This window comes from Jidongwangia harbinensis (assembly GCF_020216025.1).
Taxonomy (GTDB): domain Bacteria; phylum Actinomycetota; class Actinomycetes; order Mycobacteriales; family Micromonosporaceae; genus Actinoplanes; species Actinoplanes harbinensis.
The window spans coordinates 1-1,028 of sequence record NZ_JAIWNC010000112.1; the positions used below are offsets into that span (position 1 = coordinate 1).

At 67.7% G+C, this 1,028-nt stretch carries 1 protein-coding gene; it reads right to left on the reverse strand.

The window, feature by feature from the left end; translation table 11 throughout:
* Positions 1 to 915, reverse strand: coding sequence for an IS5 family transposase (locus tag LDL48_RS43210; protein WP_225261008.1), 915 nt, complete (start codon positions 913 to 915; stop codon positions 1 to 3).
* Positions 916 to 1,028: the final 113 nt, after the last annotated feature.

Here is a 1,028-nt window from a genome sequence, read left to right on the forward strand (position 1 = left end):
CTAGGCCGTGTTTCGTAGAGCGTGGAGCCATTGGTTGATGGCGGCGATGGTGAGGGTGGCTTCGTAGCGCACGGCGAGCTTGTCGTATCTGGTGGCCATGGCGCGGTGTTGCTTGAGCTGGTTGATGCCGCACTCGACGGCGTGGCGCAGGCGGTAGACCTCGGGGTCGAAGGCGGGCGGACGCCCGCCTTTGGATCCCTTGGCTTTGCGGTGGGCGTCCTGGTCGATCTTGCTGGGGATGCACGCTCGGATGCCGCGGGATCGTAGGTGGGCTCGGTTGGCCCTGGACGTGTACGCCTTGTCGGCCAGGACCGTGTCCGGCCGGGTCCGCGGCCGGCCACCATCGGTACGGGCGACACGCACCTTGGTGAGCACAGGGATGAACTGCGGGCTGTCACCGCACTGCCCGCCGGTCACTACCACCGCCATCACCTTGCGGCCTTGCTCGCAGGCCAGGTGGGTCTTGGTGGTCCACCCGCCCCGGGACCGGCCGAGGCCGTGGTCTGCCGGCTCTGCCTGCACGCCGCCGGGCGGCTGTTTCTGGTTGTCGCCGTCGCGGCGGGCTCCGGCCGCGTGCTGATGAGCGCGGCTGATCGTGGAGTCCACGCTCACCGTCCAGCCGACCAACCCAGCAGCATCGGCCCGGGCCTGCAACAACGCCAGGATCTGCGCCCAGACACCGTCACGCTGCCAGCGGCGGAACCACCGATACAAGGTTTGCCACGGCGGATACACCGCAGGCACGTCCCGCCACGGTGAGCCAGTCCGGACCCGCCACCGGATCCCGTCGACGATCACTCTCATAGTCCATCTGCGTGGCCGATCACGACCCGTTCCCGCAGGCAGCAACGGCTCGAGCACCGCCCACTGCCCGTCGGTCAGGTCATGTCGCCTCGCTGCCGCTACGCTCGGCACGAGGTCTCCGGTGTGAAGTTCTAGCTTGGTCGCTGAACCAACTACCGGAGACCTCTTCAGTTATCGACCACCGCCACGCCGCAACATCGACGGTCCTACGAAACACGGCCTAG